Source organism: Streptomyces sp. NPDC004134, assembly GCF_042874195.1.
In the GTDB taxonomy this organism is placed as follows: Bacteria; Actinomycetota; Actinomycetes; order Streptomycetales; family Streptomycetaceae; genus Streptomyces.
Map to the genome: position 1 here is coordinate 181,028 of NZ_JBIAMS010000003.1, position 15,765 is coordinate 196,792.

Annotated in this window: 14 protein-coding genes, 1 tRNA gene and 1 pseudogene; 11 read left to right on the forward strand and 5 right to left on the reverse strand. The window is 73.8% G+C overall.

Annotated elements, in window-relative coordinates:
- Positions 1-86: 86 nt before the first annotated feature.
- Positions 87-1,220: pseudogene (locus ACFYVJ_RS06005) on the reverse strand (glycosyltransferase family 4 protein); the annotation flags it as partial.
- Positions 1,221-1,419: 199 nt separating this feature from the next.
- On the opposite strand from ACFYVJ_RS06005, the gene ACFYVJ_RS06010 reads away from it, so the two are divergent.
- Entirely contained in the window at positions 1,420-2,511 is a 1,092-nt protein-coding gene (locus ACFYVJ_RS06010) for a hypothetical protein (RefSeq protein WP_388887000.1), read from the forward strand.
- Between the two features lie 313 nt (positions 2,512-2,824).
- Here the strand turns inward: ACFYVJ_RS06010 and ACFYVJ_RS06015 are convergent, their stop codons facing one another.
- The 3 genes from ACFYVJ_RS06015 to ACFYVJ_RS06025 form a co-directional block, all read right to left on the reverse strand.
- Positions 2,825-4,360, reverse strand: coding sequence for an ATP-dependent DNA ligase (locus ACFYVJ_RS06015; protein WP_388887001.1), 1,536 nt, complete (start codon positions 4,358-4,360; stop codon positions 2,825-2,827).
- A 108-nt stretch (positions 4,361-4,468) separates the two neighbouring features.
- Positions 4,469-4,981, reverse strand: a complete 513-nt coding sequence (locus ACFYVJ_RS06020; protein ID WP_388887002.1) for a hemerythrin domain-containing protein — start codon at positions 4,979-4,981, stop codon at positions 4,469-4,471.
- A 133-nt stretch (positions 4,982-5,114) separates the two neighbouring features.
- Positions 5,115-5,975, reverse strand: coding sequence for an LLM class flavin-dependent oxidoreductase (locus ACFYVJ_RS06025; protein ID WP_388887003.1), 861 nt, complete (start codon positions 5,973-5,975; stop codon positions 5,115-5,117).
- A gap of 97 nt (positions 5,976-6,072) precedes the next feature.
- On the opposite strand from ACFYVJ_RS06025, the gene ACFYVJ_RS06030 reads away from it, so the two are divergent.
- From ACFYVJ_RS06030 to ACFYVJ_RS06045, 4 genes are all read left to right on the forward strand, one after another.
- Complete coding sequence (locus tag ACFYVJ_RS06030) at positions 6,073-6,588, forward strand: MarR family winged helix-turn-helix transcriptional regulator (RefSeq protein WP_388887005.1); 516 nt, start codon at positions 6,073-6,075, stop codon at positions 6,586-6,588.
- A 122-nt stretch (positions 6,589-6,710) separates the two neighbouring features.
- Positions 6,711-7,844 (forward strand): WD40/YVTN/BNR-like repeat-containing protein, encoded by a 1,134-nt coding sequence (locus tag ACFYVJ_RS06035; protein ID WP_388887007.1) that lies wholly within the window; start codon positions 6,711-6,713, stop codon positions 7,842-7,844.
- Positions 7,845-7,922: 78 nt separating this feature from the next.
- Complete coding sequence (locus ACFYVJ_RS06040; protein WP_388887009.1) at positions 7,923-8,708, forward strand: CPBP family intramembrane glutamic endopeptidase; 786 nt, start codon at positions 7,923-7,925, stop codon at positions 8,706-8,708.
- Between the two features lie 105 nt (positions 8,709-8,813).
- Positions 8,814-8,887 (forward strand) — tRNA-Pro (locus tag ACFYVJ_RS06045).
- A 163-nt stretch (positions 8,888-9,050) separates the two neighbouring features.
- On the opposite strand, the gene ACFYVJ_RS06050 is transcribed toward ACFYVJ_RS06045, so the two are convergent.
- Positions 9,051-9,857, reverse strand: a complete 807-nt coding sequence (locus ACFYVJ_RS06050) for a tyrosine-type recombinase/integrase (protein WP_388887011.1) — start codon at positions 9,855-9,857, stop codon at positions 9,051-9,053.
- A 143-nt stretch (positions 9,858-10,000) separates the two neighbouring features.
- Here ACFYVJ_RS06050 and ACFYVJ_RS06055 point away from each other — a divergent pair, with 143 nt between their 5' ends.
- From ACFYVJ_RS06055 to ACFYVJ_RS06080, 6 genes are all read left to right on the forward strand, one after another.
- Positions 10,001-11,206 (forward strand): sensor histidine kinase, encoded by a 1,206-nt coding sequence (locus tag ACFYVJ_RS06055; RefSeq protein ID WP_388887013.1) that lies wholly within the window; start codon positions 10,001-10,003, stop codon positions 11,204-11,206.
- Positions 11,203-11,871: a response regulator gene (locus ACFYVJ_RS06060; RefSeq protein WP_388887015.1), complete on the forward strand. Its 669-nt coding sequence runs from the start codon at positions 11,203-11,205 to the stop codon at positions 11,869-11,871. The genes ACFYVJ_RS06055 and ACFYVJ_RS06060 overlap by 4 nt, the downstream gene beginning before the upstream one ends.
- 87 nt (positions 11,872-11,958) lie before the next feature.
- Positions 11,959-12,897, forward strand: a complete 939-nt coding sequence (locus tag ACFYVJ_RS06065) for an ABC transporter ATP-binding protein (protein WP_388887017.1) — start codon at positions 11,959-11,961, stop codon at positions 12,895-12,897.
- Positions 12,894-13,670 (forward strand): ABC transporter permease, encoded by a 777-nt coding sequence (locus tag ACFYVJ_RS06070; RefSeq protein ID WP_388887019.1) that lies wholly within the window; start codon positions 12,894-12,896, stop codon positions 13,668-13,670. Before ACFYVJ_RS06065 ends, ACFYVJ_RS06070 begins: the two co-directional genes overlap by 4 nt.
- A gap of 33 nt (positions 13,671-13,703) precedes the next feature.
- Positions 13,704-14,741 (forward strand): alpha/beta hydrolase, encoded by a 1,038-nt coding sequence (locus tag ACFYVJ_RS06075; protein ID WP_388887021.1) that lies wholly within the window; start codon positions 13,704-13,706, stop codon positions 14,739-14,741.
- Positions 14,742-14,979: 238 nt separating this feature from the next.
- Positions 14,980-15,594 (forward strand): TetR/AcrR family transcriptional regulator, encoded by a 615-nt coding sequence (locus ACFYVJ_RS06080; RefSeq protein WP_388887023.1) that lies wholly within the window; start codon positions 14,980-14,982, stop codon positions 15,592-15,594.
- Positions 15,595-15,765: the final 171 nt, after the last annotated feature.

A 15,765-nucleotide genomic window follows, 5' to 3' on the forward strand; every position in this document is an offset into this window, starting at 1 on the left:
CGCCGCCCGGCGGCCGGGGCGGAGACCGCAGGGGCCGTGGCGGGCCGCGGGGGTGCCGGGCGCGATGCCGGGCGCCTCGCCGGGGTGGCTTGTGCGGCGGCGGTCTCCGTCAGCACCTCGCTGTAGTGCTCCAGGAGTTCGTCGCCGATGCGCTCCCAGCTCCGCCGCTCCACCGCCGAGCGGGCGGCGGCGCCGTAGCGGGCCCGCAGCGCCGGGTCGCGGAGCCGGTTCACGGCGGCCCGTACCGCCTCCGCGTCGTGCGGGGGCACCAGCAGGCCCGTACGTTCGTGTGCCACCAGGTCCAGCGGGCCGCCGCACGCCGGGGCGACGACCGGGACGCCGCTGGCCATCGCCTCCTGCACCGTCTGGCAGAAGGTCTCGTACGGTCCCGTGTGCACGAAGACGTCGAGCGAGGCGAACAGCCGCGCCAGTTCGGCTCCGGTGAGCCGGCCGGTGAAGTGCGCGCCCGGCAGCGCGGCGCGCAGGGCGCCCTCGCTGGGTCCGTCACCGGTGACGACGACCCGTATCCCGGGCTCCGCGCACACCTCGCGCAGCAGGGCGACGTGCTTCTCCGGCGCCAGCCGGCCCACGTACCCGGCGAGCAGTTCGCCGTTCGGGGCGAGCGCGCGGCGCAGGGCCTCGTCGCGGTGGCCGGGCCGGAAGCGCTGGGCGTCGACGCCGCGGGCCCAGAGGCGTACCCGCGGGATGCCGTGCTCGGCGAGGTCCGAGGCCGCGGCGAGGGACGGGGCGAGGGTGCGGTCCGCCCGGCGGTGCACGGCGCGCAGCCGGCGCCAGGTCAGTGCGGTGCCGGCACCGAGATAGGTGCGGGCGTACGTGGCCAGGTCGGTCTGGTACACGGCGACGGTGGGGAGGCCGAGCCGGACGGCGGCGGACATGCCGCGGGCGCCGAGGACGAAGGGGGCGGCAAGATGGACGAGTTCGGTGCCGTGCTCGGCGAGCACGGGGGCGAGGCGCCGGGTGGGGAGGGCGACGCGGACCTGGCGGTAGCCGGGCAGGGGGACGGAGGGGATGCGTACGACAGGGCAGGGGACGTCCAGGTCCGTACCCCACGACGGCGCGTCGGCGGCGGCGGGTGCCTCCGGCGCGATCACGAGCGGGTCGTGGCCCCGGCGCACCAGGTGCCGGGCGGTCTGCAGAGCGCAGTGGGCGACGCCGTTGACGTCGGGCGGGAAGGACTCGGAGACGAGGGCGAGACGCATACCGAAGGTGTGACCGGTCCGGGCGAGGCGGTGACCACGTGGATCTTTACCGGTGGGGAACACCCGATGGCAACCCGCAGCCGGCCGCCCGGCGCGTGCCGGGTCGTCCCGCTTGTTTGCGTTCTGGTGCAATCCCCGGCCCGGGCCCTGCGCGCCGGGCGATCCTGCCGTGACCGACCGGAACACAGGGGGACAGCAGATGAACTCGTGGCAGTACCGAACGCTTCTGGGCGCCGCAGCGCTGGCGGCGCCCTTCGTCCTGGCGTCGCCGGCGCCCGCCTCGGGGCCCGCGGACACCGCGGCTACGGGCACGGTGGCGGCCGCCGAGGCGGTGCCGAACAACGACCCGTCGTTCCTCCAGGTCTACGACGCCAACGTGGAGAACCTGCCGACCACGACGGAGTCCTGCCCCGGCGACTGGCACGACCTCATGTACTACATGCGGCTCCAGGAGTACCGGCCGGACATCTACCTCGTCCAGCAGATCAGCAACCGCGAGCAGCTCGACCTGCTGCTGACGCGGATGGAGGAGCACTTCGGCGAGAGCTACGCCGGCGTCCTCGCCGAGGACGCCCCCGCGTCGCGCGACAACGGCTGCGCGGGGAAGAAGCAGCAGACCAACGGCATCATCTGGCGCACCGACCGGCTCTCGCTGAAGACGTCCGCCTCCCCGGACAACCGGTGGCAGGCGCAGCGCGAGACCCCTCTCGGCTCGACGAACTGCGAGAACAACGACCAGCCGCGGACCAAGGGCGTCAAGGCCCTGCTCCTCGACAAGCGCTCCGGCAAGACGGTGACCGCCGCCTCCTTCCACTGGCCGCAGCAGTCGTACGGCGGCACCTACTGCAACGTCTCCAACGCCGCGGAGCTGAGCAACGAGCTGACCGAGGACGGCTACGGCGTCGCCGACCTCTTCGTCGCCGGCGGCGACGCCAACCACTCCGCCAGCACCACCAACGGCCAGGACAACTGGACCACCTGGTACAAGGCCACCAACGGCGACATCGGCGGCGCCTACCGCTTCCGCGACGCCGTCTACGCCGGCTGCGCCGACGCGGGCGGCTCCATCCCGGACTGCCTGGCCGACAAGTGGACGCTGCACACGACGACGCCGCGCCGCATCGACTTCCTCCTCGCCCGCAACGCCAGCGGCGCGCCGCCGCGCACCAGCCACCCGGTCGTGCCGACCTTCGACGAGGGCGACGCGGCCGACCTGGAGCTGACCGGCAGCGACAACCAGGACATGGACTACTCCGACCACCGGGCAGTAGGGGCACGCATCCACTACTGACCGCGAACCGCCCCGGGCAGGGGACTCGCGCCGGTGCTGCTGCGGCCCGGCGCGTGTGGCCGGGGCACGCCGGAGCCGGGATCTCCCGGTTCCGGTACGGGGCCGGGGTCGGCGGTCGCGCGGGCCGCCGCCCCTGGTCCCGCCCACCTGCCGACTCTGAAGGGCCCGCCTCGCGCCACCGCTCGGCGCGAGGCGGGCGCCGTACGCGGGGCGCGGCGGGGCGCCGGGCCCGCAGCGCACGAAGTCCCGTGGCGGCGACGGCCCGCGACCCCCGGGCCCGCACGGCACGGAAGGGCCGCTGAGCCGGGCGCTCTCAGCGCAGCATCTCCAGGACCGACGCCACCGTGTCCGCCTCCGCCGCCGTCTTGTCGTCCCGGTACCGCACCACCCGCGCGAACCGCAGCGTCACCCCCTCCGGATAGCGCGGCGAGCGCTGCACCCCGTCGAACGCGACCTCCACCACCAGCTCCGGCAGCACCACCACCCCCCAGTCCTTCTGCGCCACCGCCAGCTCCTGCAGCCGCTCCGTCTGCCACGCCAGCAGCGCGTCCGTCATCCCCTTGAAGGTCTTGCCGAGCATCGCGAACGAGCCGTCCTCGCGCCGCGCGCCGAGGTGCAGGTTCGACAGCGTGCCCGTACGCCGCCCGTGGCCCCACTCCGCCCCGAGCACCACCAGGTCCAGCGTGTGCACCGGCTTGACCTTCAGCCAGGCCGCGCCGCGGCGGCCCGCGCTGTACTCCGAGTCCAGCGACTTGACGACGACGCCCTCGTGGCCCCGGTCCAGCGTCGCCGCGGCGAACTCCCGCGCCGCCGCCCGCTGTGCCGCGTCCTCGGGATCGGCCACCTCGACCCGGCGGACCCGGCGCGGCTCCGGCGTGATCGCGGCCAGCTCGGCGTGGCGCTCGCGCATCGGCGCGGTCAGCAGGTCGCGGCCGTCGACGGCGAGGAGGTCGAAGAAGACCGGGTACACCGGCAGCGTCTGCTGCGCCCCCGCCACGTCGACCCGGGAGCCGACGCGGCCGGCGACCTCCTGGAACGGCCGCGGGTCCCCGCCGTCCCCGAGGGCGATCACCTCGCCGTCGAGCACGGCGTCCGCGGCGGTCAGCTCGCGGGCGGCGGCGACGACCTCGGGGAGCCGGGTGGTGATCTCGTCGAGCGTGCGGGTGTAGATCCGTACGTCGTCGCCGTCCCGGTGCACCTGCACCCGGATGCCGTCGAGCTTCTCCTCCACGGCGCACGGCCCGAGCCGGTCGATCGCCTCGTCCACGTCCTTCGCGGACTGCGCGAGCATCGGCTGTACGGGGCTGCCGACCGACAGCTTGAAGTCCGCCAGCGCCTCCGGGCCGCGGGCGAGCACCGCCTCGGCGACCGTGCCCACGGAACCGGCGAGCATCACCGCGCGCCGCACCCGCGCCGGATCGGCGTCCACCGCGGCCGCCAGGCCCTCGACCGCGAGCGCGTCCAGCGCGCCCTGCCGCAGCTCGCCGCCGATCAGCCCGGCGAGGAAGCGCTGCTCCTCCGTCGTGGCGGCGCCCAGCAGCTCGTGCACCAGCCGGCGCCGCTCGGCCTGGGCGCCCTTGCCGGAGACGGCGGCGATGGCGTCGAACGCGTCGTGCACCTCGCGCACGGTCAGCCGCGGCTGCCGGGCGGCGGCGGGCGCGTCCTTGAGCGCGCGCCAGCCCACGCCCGTCCTGCGCTGCGGCAGCCGGCCCGCCAGATACGTGACCACGAGGGGCGCGTCGGCTGGCTCGGCCTCGCGGAACAGCGCGGCGAGCAGCGCGGTCTTCTCCGAGCGGGCCCGGGTGGCGGCGATCTCCCGCGAGGTACGGGCGAGGTCGGCGAACAGCATGCCCCCATCGTCACCCACCCCGCTGACATCCGCCCCGCGACGGCCGCCGGGGGGCGGACGCCGCGGGGGGCCTCTGCCGGGTCTGCCGGCGGGGGCGCCGTGCCCGGGTCAGCCGCCGCCCATGAACCGGCCCAGCGGCGCCACCAGCTCGTCCTCCTCGTACGACAGGTGCGACAGCAGCGCCTCCGCGAGCAGGTCGACCGCGCCGCGCAGCTCCGCCGCCCCCTCCGGGCCGGCGACGAAGGCGACCAGCGCGCGGTCGACGCGCTCCAGGACGTCGTGGATGACGAGGTGCTCCTCCGACAGACGGTCGAGCACGGGCGCGAGCCGCGGGTCGAACCGGCGCAGCTCCGGGAACAACTGCCGGTCCTCGGTGGTGTGGTGGAGCGTGACGAAGCGGCAGTATGCGGCGCAGTGCGCGCCGAGGGACCAGTTGTTCTGCCGCAGGGTCATCGCCGCTATGTGGGAGCGGGCGGCGGAGGCGGTGAGGGCGCCGTCGGCCACCTGGACGACAAGCTCGCGCAGCCGGGCCAGCTCGTCGCGCAGGTGGTCGTGGACCTCGACGAGGTGGTGGCCGGCGGAGACGTCCTCGCCCGGCCGGGGCGTGCGCGCCTCGGGCACGGTGGGACGGGTGCTCTCGTTCCAGAGCGCTGCTCTCGAAATGGAGCGATGCTCTCCATCCTCCGTACGGTACGGTCCGCCGCCACCGCGCTGCACCGGCACGCGGGCCCCCGCCCGCTCGTCGGACACGGGCTCAGGCACCGCGGTCACGGGACTCGGCCACCAGCTCGCGGACAGCCGGCGCGACCTCGCGGAGGAAGCGCTCGATCTCCCGCGGCTCGCTCGTCATGATGAGGAACGTGCCCGTGCCGTACGTCAGCGTGAACTCCGCGAGCTGGTCGGCCGGGTGCTCCTGCCCGAGGTTGAGCAGCCGCCGCACGTCGCCCGGCGTCCGCCCCGCCGCCACCGCCGCCTCGTCGATCACGGCGTTGCCGTCGGCGAGCGCGGCGGGGGAGTCGAAGTACGGCAGCGACGGCAGCCACCCGTCCGCCGCGCTGCCCACGAGACGCAGCATCCGCGGCTTGTACGCGCCGAGCCAGATCTGCATGTCGTGCGCCGGCCGCGGCCCCCGCTTGGCGCCCTGCACCTGGTAGTGCTGCCCGTCGAAGCGGATCCCGCCGCGGGTGTCGGTGTCCCACGTGTCGCGGATGATCCGGATCCCCTCGTCCAGCGCCTCGACCGCCTCGCCCGGCGAGCGCCGCGGCCCGCCGAGCGCCGCGATGGCGTCCCAGAACCCGCCCGCGCCGAGCGCCAGCTCGAACCGCCCGCCGCTCAGCAGGTCCAGGCTCGCCGCGCTGCGCGCCAGCAGGGCCGGCGGGCGCAGGGGGAGCGGGTGCACGTTGCCGGACAGGGTGACGGAGTCCGTGCGGGCGGCGACGTAGGAGAGCAGCGTCCAGGTGTCGAGGAACGCCGGCTGGTAGGGGTGGTCCTGGAAGGTGACCAGGTCGGCGCCCGCGCGCTCGGAGAGCTGCGCCAGCGCGACGGTCGCCTCCGGGTCCTGGCTGGAGGGGATGAGGTTGATGCCGAAGCGGAGATCGTGGCCGTAGTCGGGCATGGCGCTTCCTCAGCGGAGGGAATTTGGTTCGTGCTGCGAACCAGATTATTTCGTGCCGCGAACTAGTGTCAAACTGGGCGTGTCCCCGGGAGGTGTCATGACGGGCGAACGGACGGGACGGACGGCGGCGCCGGCGGCGCCGGCGGCGCCGGCCGTCGACGCCGGCGCGGCCGCGCTGGCGAGCGCGCTGGTACGGCTGACGCACACCCTCCAGCACGTCCTCGCCGAGGCCGGGCGCGGCCACGGCCTCACGTCGCAGCAGGTCCAGTTGCTGTGCGCGCTCAGCAGCGGCCCGGTGGGGATGAGCGAGCTGAGCCGCTGGCTGCGCCTCGGCAAGTCGGGGCTGACCGGCCTGGTGGACCGCGTCGAGCGGCGCGGCCTGGTGGCCCGTACCCCGGACGCCGACGACGGCCGCGCCTGCCGGATCGCGCTGACCGCGGCGGGGGAGGACCTGGCGGGCCGCGCGCACACCGAGGTGACGAGCCGGGTCGCGGGGATGGCCGCGGGGCTGGCGGCGGGCGAGCGCGCCGCGCTGACGGACGCGGTGACCCTTCTCCTCGACGCCGCACCGTGCCGGTCCCCGTCACCGGAGGCGTGGCCGGAGCAGGCGTGAGGGCCGGCCCGTGCGAGCGCGGCACGAGGTCCGTACGGGAACGATGACGCCCCGGTGACGCTCCCGCGCGGCCACGGCGGCACCCTCGTCAAGCGGTGCGGCGGCTGCTACGTTCCTCCGCCATGACGCTGCGGGGAACTCTGAGGCACAAGGCCGCCACCTGCCTGGGCGTGGCGGTACTCGCCGCCGCACCTCTCTACGCCACCGGCACCGCCGCCGGCGCGGACACCGGCACCGACGGCAAGCCGGCAGCCCGTCACCTGCCCGGCTGGGAGCTGAAGGACACCGGCAGCAAGGCGCGGCTGCGCGGGCTGTCGGCGGTCAGCCGCGACACCGCGTGGGCGTCCGGCTCCGGCGGCACGGTGCTGCGTACGGCGGACGGCGGGCGGAGCTGGCAGGACGTGTCGCCGCCGGGCACCGAGGCGCTGGAGTTCCGCGACATCGAGGCGCTGGGCCGGCGCAGCGCGGTCGCGCTGTCCATCGGGCCGGGCGAGGACTCCCGCATCTACCGCACCGACGACGCCGGCGCGACCTGGACCGAGACGTTCCGCAACGACCACCCCGGCGCCTTCTACGACTGCGTCACCTTCTTCGCCGGCGGCCGCGACGGGCTCGCGCTCAGCGACCCGGTGGACGGCCGGTTCCGCATCCTGTCGACGTCCGACGGTGGCAGGTCCTGGAAGGTGCTGCCCGACGAGGGCATGCCGCCGGCGCAGCCGGGCGACGCGGCGTTCGCGGCCAGCGGGCAGTGCCTGGTGAGCGCGGGCCGCTCGGACGCCTGGTTCGCCACCGGCGGCGGCGCGACGGCGCGGGTCCTGCACTCCGCCGACCGCGGCCGTACGTGGACGGAGGCCGAGTCCGGCATCCCGGCCGGCGACCCGGCGCGCGGCGTCTTCGCCCTCGCCTTCCGCGACGCCCGCCACGGCCTCGCGGTCGGCGGCGACTTCCAGCCCGGCAACCCGTCGCCGGACGCGGCGGCCCGTACCGGCGACGGCGGCGCGAGCTGGACGGACGCCCGCAAGCCGCCGCCGCAGTACCGCTCGGGCGTGACCTGGCTGCCGCACAGCCGCAGCGTCGCCCTGGCCGTGGGCCCGACGGGCTCGGACGTCACCTTCGACGCCGGGCGCACGTGGCACGGCTTCGACTCCGGTTCGTACGACACCGTGGACTGCTCCGCCGACCTGGGCTGCTGGGCGGCGGGGGAGCAGGGCAGGGTGGCACGCCTGGAGCAGCGGGCGGAGCACTTCGGGACCTAAGACCGTGGTCGTCGCGCGGGCCCGGTTCCTACGGTTGAGCCGTCCCCCGTACGGTGCAGAACCGCTGGAGCCCGCCGCGTGACCACCCGCACAGCAGCGCTGATACGCCGCCTCGACCTCGACCCCGGGGTGCTGCGGGTGCTGTCGGTGACGTTCCTGTGGGTGGCGCTGACGTGCACCGCGCTGCTGATCCCCATCAGCCTCACGCTGCTGCCGGGCTACGAGGCGTGGAAGTTCACCACCCGCGACATCGCCCCGGCCCTCGGCCTGGCCGCAGGCTTCACCCTCGCCGCGGCGCTCCTCGCCGGCTCCCGTACGTCCCTGAAAGCAGCCGCCGCCCGCCTCGTCACGGCTCTGGGCCTGCGCCCCGGCACCCGCCGCACGGCGACGGTCAGCCTGGCCGCCGGCGTCGGCGCGGGCGCCCTGTGCCTGGCGGCCGCCGAACTCCTCGTCCGCATCCCCGCCCTGTCGGCCACCCCCGCGTCGGAGGACCCCCGCCACGCCGCCGTAGCCGGCACCTCCACCACCGTCCACCTCCTCGACGGCGCCCTCTCGGCCCCCGTCCACGAGGAACTCCTCTTCCGCGCCCCCCTCCTGCTCCTCCTGACCTTCCTGGCCACCCCGGGAGCCCGCGAGACCATCCCGACCCCCCTCCGCCGCCGCGCCACCTTCACCGCCGCCGCGGCCCTCTCCGCCCTCGTCTTCACCGCGGGCCACGAACTGGGCGGCCCCGTCAACCTGATCTTCGCCGCCTTCCTGGCAGCCGTCACCACGGCCCTGCTCCTGTGGCGCCGCTCGCTGGTCCCCTGCATCGTCGCCCACACCGTCCACAACACCGCGATCACGGCGATCTGGCTCTTCTGACCCCGCGGAGCCACCGGGACAATCGGCTTTGCAGGACCCGGGGGTGGATGCGGTATGGTTCTCGTGCGCGATCGGCCGGGGCGAAACCCCAGGTCGTCCGGGCACCGGGACGTGGCGCAGTTTGGTAGCGCACTTGACTGGGGGTCAAGGGGTCGTGGGTTCAAATCCCGCCGTCCCGACGGTGCTGAAGAGGCCCTTTGAGCGGGAGGAATCCCAGGTCAGAGGGCCTTTTGCGATTTACCGACATGTCATCAGACTGACGTTGCGTCAGGCATTCGGGGACCACGTGGGGACCACGGATCGGGAAAACCCCTGATCAGAGCGTTTCCTTGGGGACCAAGATCACTTCTGATTGTATGACTCCTGCAACGCTAGAAGTGTTGGCGTGAGAGCTTCCTCCGAGGCGGCGGGCGCACCCGACAGACGGGCACTGAGCGACTGTCCCGCCCGCGTCAGGGCGTGAAGATCGGGACGCAGGTACGGCTGGGTGATCGGAAGTGAGCCGTGCCCGGCGATGATCCGCAATACGTGCAGGGGAACGCCGCCGTCGGCCATCCACGTGAGGTCGGTGTGGCGGAGGCCGTGCCGGCGGAGGTGCGCGTAGCCGAGCTTGGTGACCACGTCGTCCCAGTGGGTGGCGTCCCGCAGCACGGCGGTGGCGATCCGGCCGCCGCGGGGTCGGGTGAACAGCCGGGCATCGGGGTCGGGGCCGGCGGTCAGGAGGCGCTGGGCCACCACGGGGCGCACTTCCTCGATCAGCGGGACGCGTCGGGCCGCCTTTCCTTTGGTGCTCTTGTCGATCAGTCCGCCCGGGGCAGGAGTGGTTTGGCGGCGAACGGTCCAGATCCAGTTGACCGGGTCGATGTCCCTCACGCGGACACCGGAGACCTCGCCGATCCGGGCGGCGGTGCATGCGCCGAAGAGCACCACATCGCCCCACCCGGCAAACTGCTGGAACGACGCTTCGGCCGGCGCGCTTGCCAGCGCGGCGAGGGCGGCCCAGTCGGAGAGGGCCAGGGCGCGCGGGTCGTCGAGTTCGTCCTCCGCCTTCCGGTATTCCGATTGCCAGCCCACGACCCGCGCCGGATCCAGGGCGATGGTGCCGTCCCGGACAGCCTGCTCCATCACCCGGACCCGTACCGCGGGCATCGGGCTCCTGCGGGACACACATCGCCTCGCCGCCCGCTTCGGGCTGCGGCGACCCGACCCCCGAGCCGCCCGTGAAGCGAACCCGCGCCCCCTACTCCCGTGGGCGTATGCACCGTCACATTTCCGCACCTATGGTGCTGATCATGATTCCGGCCACCGCCTTCGACCGCCTCCGCGAGCGGGTGCGCGCGCTCCCGCCCCTCGTGGTGGATCTGCTCGTGGTGGCCGGGGTCGGGGCGTTCGCCACGTCGGACATCGCGGCGAACCATCCGGATTCGCGGCAGTCGGACTGGCTGACCTGGCTGCTGCTCGGCGTGTCCCTGCTGGCCTTGGTCTGGCGGCGGCGGTGGCCGGTGCCGGTGGCCGCGGTGACCGGTGCGGCGTGCGCCGGGTGGGCGCTGCACGGGCATCTCGGGGAGTTGCTGAACCTGCCGGTGATCGTGTCGCTGTACACGGTCGCTGTCACCGGCGGGCGATGGCGGACGCTGGTCACGGCGCTCCTCGCCGCGGGCCTCTCCGGGGCGGTGGCGTTGCAGGTGGGCCGGGAGGAGGCGAACCCGCAGGGTGCTCCGGTGCTGGAGATGGTGTGGCCGCTGGTGCCGTTGCTGCTCGGCGTCGTGGTCCGTACCCGGCGGCAGTTGCTCGCGGAGTACGCCGACCGCGCAGAACGGGCCGAGGCCGACCGGGAGCGGGAGGCCGCCCGCCGGGTGCACGGCGAGCGCGTACGTATTGCGCGCGAGCTGCACGACGTCGTGGCGCACACGGTCACCGCGATGACCGTGCAGGCAGGGGTGGCCCTCGACACGCTGGACGCCCGGCCGGAGCTGGCCCGGCAGGCGATGCGGCAGGTGCGCGACTCGGGCCGGGAGGCGGTGCGGGAGCTGCGGGCGACCGTCACCGTGCTGCGGGACTCGGACGTGGAGCCGGTGGGGCCTGCACCGGAGCTCGGTGAGCTGCCGGAGCTGGTGGGGCGGTTTGCGGGGAGCGGTGTGGAGGTGGTGTTGCGCCGGGAGGGTACGGAGGCGGGTGTGCCGCCGCTGGTGGGGTTGGCCGCGTACCGCATCGTGCAGGAGGCGCTCACCAACGTGATCAAGCACGCCGGTGCCGCACGGGCCGCCGTCTCGGTGCGGCGGGCGGGCGGTCGGCTGGCGGTGGAGGTGGTGGACGACGGGCGCGGGCCGGGTGCCGAACCGGGGGAGGGCTTCGGGCTGGTGGGGATGCGCGAGCGGGCGGTGGCGGTGGGGGGCACGATCGAGTACGGGCCGGAGCCGGAAGGCGGCTTCGCGGTTCGGGCCTGGCTGCCGGTGGAGCAGTCGGCGGCGAACGCGGCGGAGAGGACGACGCCATGACGATCCGGGTGGTGCTGGCCGACGACCAGGCCGTTGTACGCGGCGGCTTCCGCGCGCTGCTGGACCTCACCGACGATCTCGTGGCCGTCGCCGAGGCCGCGGACGGGGTGCAGGCGGTCGAAGCGGTGCGCACGACGAGGCCCGACGTGGTGCTGATGGACATCCGCATGCCGGGCATCGACGGCATCGAGGCCACGCGCCGGATCGCCGCCGACCGTTCCCTGGACCGGGTCCGGGTGGTGATGCTGACCAGCTACCGGGTGGACTCGTACGTCTTCGAGGCGTTGCGCCACGGCGCGGCCGGGTTCTTGCTCAAGGACATCGAGCCGGACGGGCTGCGCGCCGCCATCCGGGACGTCGCCGCGGGCCAGGGGCTGCTGGCACCCGCTGTGACCCGCGGGGTGATCGAGGAGTTCGCGCGGCTGAAGGCGCCCGAGGCCGCCGGCGCCGAGCGGCTGGGAGTGCTCACGGAACGCGAGCGCGAGGTGATGGCGCTGGTCGCGGCCGGCCTCAGCAACGAGGGCATCGGCCGCGAGCTGATCATGAGCCCGCTCACGGCGAAGACGCACGTCAGCCACGCGATGACCAAGCTGGGTGCCCGGGACCGGGCCCAACTCGTGGTGCTCGCGTACGAAACGGGGCTGGTCAGGCCGGGCGGGCGGTAGCTCGTCCGCATGCGTACTCCCACCGTGGTAGCACCCGACTCCCGGTGGCGGATGTCCCGTTCCGTGCTGCTTCGTAACGTCGCAGGCATGATCGAGGCAAGAGAACTCACCAAGCGATACGGCGACAAGGCCGCCGTCGACCGGCTGTCCTTCACCGTCCGACCGGGCCGGGTGACCGGCTTCCTCGGTCCCAACGGCGCCGGCAAGTCCACCACCATGCGGATGGTCCTCGGCCTGGACACCCCCACCGCGGGCTCGGCGACCGTGGCCGGCAAGCCGTACCGGGACCTGCGCGCCCCGCTGACCGAGGTCGGTTCGCTGCTGGACGCCAGGGGCGTGCACGGGGGCCGGTCCGCGTACCAGCACCTCGCCGGCCTCGCGGCGAGCAACGGCCTCCCGTACCGGCGCGCGGCCGAGGTCCTCGACCTCGTCGGGCTGCCGGCCGCGACCGCCCGCAAGCGGGCCAGGAGATTCTCGCTCGGCATGGGCCAGCGACTCGGCATCGCCGCCGCGCTGCTGGGCGACCCCCGGGTGCTGATCCTCGACGAGCCTGTGAACGGCCTCGACACCGAGGGCATCCGCTGGATCCGCGACCTGATGCGTTCGCTGGCCGCCGAGGGCCGCACCGTCTTCCTCTCCAGCCACGTGATGAGCGATATGGAGCTGACCGCCGACCACCTCATCGTCATCGGCCGCGGGAAACTCCTCGCCGACACCTCGGTGCGCGCGTTCATCGAGGCCCGCTCGCAGGCGTACACGCTCGTCCGCACCCCGGAACCGGAGAGGCTGCGCGAATTGCTGGAACGCGGCGGCGCCGCCGTCCGCCTCGACGCCCGAGGCGGCTGGCGCGTCCAGGGCCCGGACGCCGCGGCCATCGGCGGCCTGGCGCGCGACCACGGCGTCGCACTCCACGAACTCGCCCCCGCGCACGCCTCCCTGGAGGAGGTCTACACGGCGCTGTCGCAGTCGGCGGCGGAGTACGTGGCGGTGCCGGCAGCGCCGGAGAAGGAGGTGCCGCTCCGATGACGACGACTCCAGGAGCGAAGGCCGGCTTCCGGCAAGCCGTGGGGTACGAGTCGATCAAGTTCCGCAGCGTCCGGTCGACGATATGGACGATGGCGGCGACGGCCGCCCTGCCCGTGGCCGGCGCGGTGTTCGTCGCCGCGACGGGCAGCCTGCAGCCGGACGACACGGTGCTCGGCGGGAGCCTCACCGGGGCCGTGGTCGCGCAGATGCTCGCCGCCGTGCTCGGCGCGCTGGTGACGACCGGCGAGTACAGCAGCGGCACCATCCGCACCATCCGCACCACCCTCGCCGCCAACCCCCGGCGCGGCATCGTGCTGGCCGCCAAGGCGGGGCTGGTCGCGACCGTGCTGTACGCGACGTCGCTGCTCTCCTGCACCGTCGCGTACCTCGTCGGCGACGCCATGCTCGACGACGGGGCGTACGCCCAGGGCGAGCCGCTGCCCGCGCTGTTCGGGATCGCCGGCTCCTTCGCCGCGGCCGGGGTGCTCGGCCTCGCCGTCGGCACGCTCGTACGGCACTCCGCCGGCGCGGTCACCACCGTCATCGGCGTACTGCTCCTGCCGTCCCTCTTCGGCCCGGTCTTCGGCGCCGCCCAGCGCTGGATCGCCGGCGTCTCGCCGACGGCCGCACTGGAGAAGCTCATGCAGACCTCCGACGCGTCCGCGGAGGCGGTCGGCAGTCTCGGCGCCTGGCCGTCCCTGTGGCTCGTCGTCGCCTACACGACCGCCGTGCCGGCAGCCGCCGCAGCGGTGCTACGCACCCGCGACGCCTGACATTCCGTACCCCGCACACCCATGGGAGACGCCATGCGCACGATCCGAACCCACGCCGTCGCCACCGCGGGCCTCCTGCTCGCGACGGCCGCGTCCCAGGCGACCGCAGAACCCGCCGCGACCGGGCGGGACGCCCGCGTCGTCAACGAGAAGCGCGTCGGCCCCCGCATCGTCGACCTGACCGTTGACTCACCCGCCATGGACGGCGAGGCCCAGGTGCGGCTGCTGACCCCGGACGGCTGGGACAAGGGCGAGTCCGGCAGGAAGTGGCCGGTGCTCTACCTCCTGGCCGGCGGCGACGGCGACTACAAGACCTGGACCGACGAGGAGAGCTACGCGGTGCAGGAGACAGCGGAGCTGCGGGACGTCCTCGTCGTGATGCCGCAGATGCCGATGTTCGGCTTCTACACCGACTGGCACAACGACGGCGACGGCGGCCCGCCCGCCGTCGAGAGCTTCCACCTCAAGGAGGTCCTCCCGATCCTCGAACGCGACTTCGGCGCCGGCCGCAAGCGCGCCGTCGCCGGCGAGTCCCAGGGCGGCTTCGGCGCCCTGTCGTACGCGGGCCGCAACCCGGGGACGTTCGACGCGGCCGCCAGCTACAGCGGCTTCGTACACCCCCTGCAACACACCCACGCGATCGAGGCCGCGGTCGGCTACCTGAACAGGGCCGGACTCCTGGACGCGGACTGGAAGGACATCTGGGGCGACCCGGAGACACACGCCACGAACTGGAAGCGCCACGACCCGTACTACCTGGCCGACCGCCTCCGCAACGTCCCCGCCTACCTCTCCAGCGGCGACGGCACCGCGGGCATCCTCGACCCCCCGGGCTTCGAGGACGAACACATACCCGGCCTCGAAGACCCCGACGACCCCTTCGCCGAAGACGTCGTCTCCCCTACGGAAACGCTGATGTACCGCGAGTCGAAGGCAGTGACACGGCAGTTGCAGAAGAGGGGTGCAGACGTGACGACGCACTTCTACAAGGGCACGCACTCACCCCAATACTGGAAACGAGAACTCCACCGCTCCCTCCCCGTCCTACTGGACGCCCTCACCCACCCCTAACCCAACCGGGCTGTCATCCACGGCAACGACGAGCCCCGCGGCGACCTGCCGCTGCGGGGCTCGTCTCACCTGGTGTACGGAGCCCTCGACCGCGGCCGGATCGACGACGGCCAGTGCCCGCTGTGCGACCCGGGGCCAGCGGTCTCGACGAGGACGGCGGCGCCGACGAATGACCCACGGTCCGCCGCCCGGAACCATGATTGAAGGAGCGAGTACCCACTTCGTACAGTTGGGAGGTATGGCAGAGACCTCCCCCGCTCCCTCCGGGCGCGATGCGGCCCCCGACCAGGCCCGCGCGATGATCGTCGCCGCGGCCCTTCCCCTCGTCATCGAGTACGGCGCCTCCGTGTCCACGGCGAAGATCGCGCGCGCCGCAGGCATTGGAGAGGGCACGATCCTCCGGGCCTTCGCCGACAAAGACGCCCTGCTCGCGGCCTGCATAACCGAGGCGGTACGGCCCGACGGCACCCTCGTCCACCTGGAATCGATCGCACTCGACCAGCCACTGGCGGCCCGGCTCACCGAGGCGGCCGAGGTGATGCGCGGCTACATGACGCGCATCCTCGCCGTTACCGGCATCCTCGCGTCGGCCGGGGGACCGGAAATCCCTGCACCTGCCAATCCCGCCAAGGACGGCCGTTCCCCGGATCCCGGCACAGCCCTGGCCGCCCTGTTCGGCCCCGACCAGGACTCCCTGCGATTGGCCCCGGAACGGCTCGCGGACGCGTTCCAGATGCTGCTCATGTCTGCCGGCCGCCCCGGCGCCCCGGATCCGCTGACCACTGAAGAAGTGGTGGACCTCTTCCTCAACGGCGCGTTCACGATCCCGGGGGAGGCCCGTGACCACAAATGACACGTAGGACGCGCTCGTGCCCCGGCGCCGGACGGCATCACGTTTGCCCTGCCGGGCTGCGCCTTCCCGGCCATGCCGGACGGAACCGTAGTCGGCACCGCCCTGCCGCGCATCGTCAAGGAGATCGGCGGTGACGGTTCCTGGCACGTCTGGCTCGCCACCGCCTGATCC